Genomic DNA, 3,798 nt, shown 5'->3' on the forward strand with positions numbered 1-3,798 from the left:
AGTTCCAGGAGGTCATCCTGCCGGTCGCCGACAAGCTCGGTGCCGCCGTCGGCGCCTCCCGCGCCGCGGTCGATGCCGGCTATGCGCCGAACGACTGGCAGGTCGGCCAGACCGGCAAGGTGGTTGCCCCCGATCTTTACATCGCGGTCGGCATCTCCGGCGCCATCCAGCATCTCGCCGGCATGAAGGATTCGAAGGTCATCGTCGCAATCAACAAGGACGAGGAGGCGCCGATTTTCCAGGTTGCCGACTACGGCCTCGTCGGCGATCTCTTCGTCATTCTGCCGGAGCTGCAAAAGGCGCTTTGACGCTTTCTGCCAAAGCGTATTAAATGGTGAGGGTGGGGTAGACGAAGTCGCCCCGCCCTTTTAGTTTGCACCGCACAAAAAGCAGGCCGCAAAGGCCTTTTGACGGGATCGGTGTAATGAGCAAGATCGAGACGATCGGCATCATCGGCGCGGGCCAGATGGGCGGCGGCATCGCCCATGTCTCCGCGCTTTCGGGCTACAAGGTGCTGATCTACGATATTTCGCCCGACCGCATCGAGAAAGGCATCGCCACAATCAGCGGCAACATGGCCCGCCAGGTGGGGTCCGGCAAGCTCGACGAGAAGGTGCGCAACGACGCGATGGGCCGCATTTCGGCCGCGCCCGCGATGGCCGATCTTGCCGGCGCGGATCTGGTGATCGAGGCGGCGACAGAGGACGAGACGGTCAAGCGCAAGATCTACGCCCAGCTTTGTCCGCAGCTCAATCCCGAAGCCATCCTGGCGACCAACACCTCGTCGATCTCGATCACGCGGCTTGCCGCGCAGACCGACCGGCCTGAGCGGTTCATCGGCATACATTTCATGAACCCGGTGCCGCTGATGAAGCTGGTCGAGCTGGTGCGCGGCATCGCCACCGAGGACCAGACCTTCGAGGCTGCCAAGACCTATGTGAAGCAGCTCGACAAGACGATCACGGTCTCGGAGGATTTTCCGGCCTTCATCGTCAACCGCATCCTGTTGCCGATGATCAACGAGGCGATCTACACGCTCTATGAGGGTGTCGGCTCGGTCGACGCCATCGACACCGCCATGCGGCTCGGCGCCAACCATCCGATGGGGCCGCTGCAGTTGGCCGATTTCATCGGGCTCGATACCTGCCTGTCGATCATGCAGGTGCTGCATGACGGCCTGTCGGACTCGAAGTATCGCCCTTGCCCGCTGCTGGTGAAATATGTCGAGGCCGGCTGGCTCGGCCGCAAGACCGGGCGCGGCTTCTACGACTATCGTGGCGAGCATCCCGTTCCGACGCGCTGAGCGCATCGTCGACGCAAATCAGGGACAAGCCTTCGGATCGGCGGTTGACAGGCTCGATCAGGAGGCCGCCGCCAGCGGCTCTGTCCGGCCCTCCACGATCCGTGCGTCGGACGCCACGGAGACACAGCCGCGGCCGGCCGCCTTGGCCGCATAGCAGGCCGCATCGGCTCTCGCGATGATCTCGTCGACCTCGCCGCAATTGGCATTGATCGCAGCCAGTCCGATGCTGGCGCCGATCACGTGAAGACGGCCGTCCCAGGTGAAGTCCAGCCCGCCGATCGCATCGATGATGGAGCGTGCCGCGATCTTGGCGCCGGCTGCCGAACCCGATTTCAGAATGACCGCGAATTCGTCGCCGCCGAGGCGAGCGACGATATCGTCTGGACCAAGCACGCCGCGAATCGCCTCGGCAACCCGCTTCAGCAGCGCGTCTCCCGCCGCGTGTCCGCCGGTGTCGTTGACCAGTTTGAAGTGGTCGAGATCGATGAACATGAACTGATGTCCGGCGCCTCCGACCGACTTCGTCGTGTCGGCGGTGCCATCCTTGCGCGCCTGGCCGACCAGGTCTTCCATGGCGCGGATGAAGCTCGAGCGGTTGGCAAGGCCGGTCAGCGCATCGTGTGCCGCGGCATGCGCCAGCTGGCGCTGCAGCGCGCGCGCATCGGTAAAGTCCTGGAAGACGATGACCAGCCCGCAGAATTCGTTCCGTTCGTTGATGATCGGCGACACCACCTGGCGGATGCTGCAGCGCGTGTCGTCGCGCCGGATCAGGACGGCGCGGCTGTTCTGGTCGGCGGGCGCATGAACGCCAACTGCGGGCCGGGTGACGCCGATCCTGTGCCCCGTCTCCTCGTCGACCGCCCAGTAGACATGGCCAAGCATCTTGCCGAGAGCCTCGCCGCCGGCAATCCCGGTCAGCTTTTCGGCGACCGGGTTCATGAAGGTGATACCGTTTGCGGCGTCGGTGCAGATGACGGCATCGCCGATCGATTGCAGCGTCACCCTCAACCGCTCCTTTTCGTCGGCAAGCATTGCCGCTGACACAGTAAGGCGCTCTTCGGCCTCCTTGCGGCGGGTGATGTCGGTCAGGCTGCCGATGGCCCTGATCAGCCGTCCATTCTCGTCGCGTTCGATGGCCTTGCCGCGGTCGAGTATCCACATCCAGTGGCCATCCTTGTGGCGCATCCTGAACTCGGCCTCAAAGAACGGTGTCTTGCCCTCGAGATGAGCGCGATCCGCTTCGGCGACAGTCTCGCGATCGTCGGGATGAATCATCGTCAGCCAGCGATCGGTGTCGCCATCGAGCTCGCCATCCGCATAGCCCAGCATCTTGACCCAGGTCGAGGAATAGGTCGTGCCCCCCTTGCGCATGTCGAGGTCCCAGACGCCTTGGCCGGCACCAGCCAGAGCAAAATTCCAACGCGTCTCCGCCTCGGCAATGCGCGCCTCGGCCTGCTTGCGCGCGTCGATGTTCTCGATTTGCGAAACGAGATAGAGCGGGCGGCCGCTGGTCTCATCGCGAATGACCGAACCGGCAAGATGAGCCCAGACGGGCGTTCCGTCCTTCCTGAGATAACGCTTCTCGAAGTGGAAGGAATTGACCGTGCCCGCCTTCAGATCGTCCATCGTCTCCCGCCCGATCAGCAGATCGTCGGGATGCGTGATCTGGAAGAAAGTCAGCGCCTCGATCTCTTCGCTTGTGTAGCCAAGCATGGCGGCGAAGGCCGGATTGGTTTGGCGGATGCGACCGTCGAGACCGACAACCACGATGCCGATCGCCGAATCCTCCATGGCGCGGCGGAAGCGCAGCTCGCTCTCGGCGATCTGCTGGCGATCCCTGCTGATCCTGCGGATAGACAGGGCGGCGAGGAACAGCGCGCCCGCCGCCACCGCCACCGCGATCTGCAGGCAGAGCCTCAACGCTTCGGTGCCGAAATCCAGGCTCGACAGCAGGATCGAGGTCGCCAGCACGCCCAGGCCGGCGACGAGCAACGCCAGCCCTGCATGCCCAAGAGATTTTCGGCTGGTCAATCCTCGCCACATCACGATACGTGCCACCCCCGTGCGCAAACGCATGTTCTCGCATCAACCTTGGCGGATCGATTTTAAGGAAAGGTTGCGTCCGGCATGCCGGCGTGGTCGCTAACCGGCAAACAATTGCCGGCATGATTAAGGATCGGTGCACGGGTCCGCGATCGTTACGAAACGCTACCAGCGTATGAAAAACCGTCCGCCGAGCGCACCGAGCAATGCGAGCGCTGCGATCGCTGCCGTGTACCAGGTGGCGACGAAAAGCGGCGAGTCGTCGAAGCAGTGCGCGGCATAGAAGGTTGCCGCCAGCCCGCCGGCGAGCAGACCCGCCACCGCACCGGCAAGCACCGGCCGTGTCGGCGCGCCATAGCGCAGCATCCACAGGAAGATGGCAAGCGGGCCAATACCGATCAGCGGGATGAAGCCCATGCAGAGCATCATGTTGGAGCCGACCATCCGTGTAC

Annotated in this window: 4 protein-coding genes; 2 read left to right on the top strand and 2 right to left on the bottom strand. The window is 63.6% G+C overall.

What is annotated here, in order from left to right; translation table 11 throughout:
• Positions 1–308: FAD-binding protein (locus EN906_RS26135; RefSeq protein ID WP_206529168.1), on the top strand; the 308-nt coding region annotated here is incomplete at its 5' end.
• 116 nt (positions 309–424) lie between these two features.
• Positions 425–1,303, top strand: a complete 879-nt coding sequence (locus tag EN906_RS26140; protein ID WP_013529423.1) for a 3-hydroxybutyryl-CoA dehydrogenase — start codon at positions 425–427, stop codon at positions 1,301–1,303.
• A gap of 57 nt (positions 1,304–1,360) precedes the next feature.
• Here EN906_RS26140 and EN906_RS26145 read toward each other — a convergent pair whose 3' ends face one another.
• On the bottom strand, positions 1,361–3,379 hold the full coding sequence (locus EN906_RS26145; RefSeq protein WP_127271199.1) for a PAS domain S-box protein: 2,019 nt from the start codon (positions 3,377–3,379) through the stop codon (positions 1,361–1,363).
• A 132-nt stretch (positions 3,380–3,511) separates the two neighbouring features.
• The coding region (locus EN906_RS26150; protein WP_127375482.1) for an NrsF family protein at positions 3,512–3,798 on the bottom strand (287 nt) is incomplete at its 5' end.

Origin of the sequence: Mesorhizobium sp. M7A.F.Ca.CA.004.06.1.1, assembly GCF_003999135.1 — a bacterium.
GTDB lineage: Bacteria > Pseudomonadota > Alphaproteobacteria > Rhizobiales > Rhizobiaceae > Mesorhizobium.

Bases quoted from the DNA above. Each gene is read 5' to 3' on its own strand.
- EN906_RS26145 (WP_127271199.1), bottom strand. From the start codon at position 3,379: ATGCGTTTGCGCACGGGGGTGGCACGTATCGTGATGTGGCGAGGATTG.
- EN906_RS26140 (WP_013529423.1), top strand. From the start codon at position 425: ATGAGCAAGATCGAGACGATCGGCATCATCGGCGCGGGCCAGATGGGC.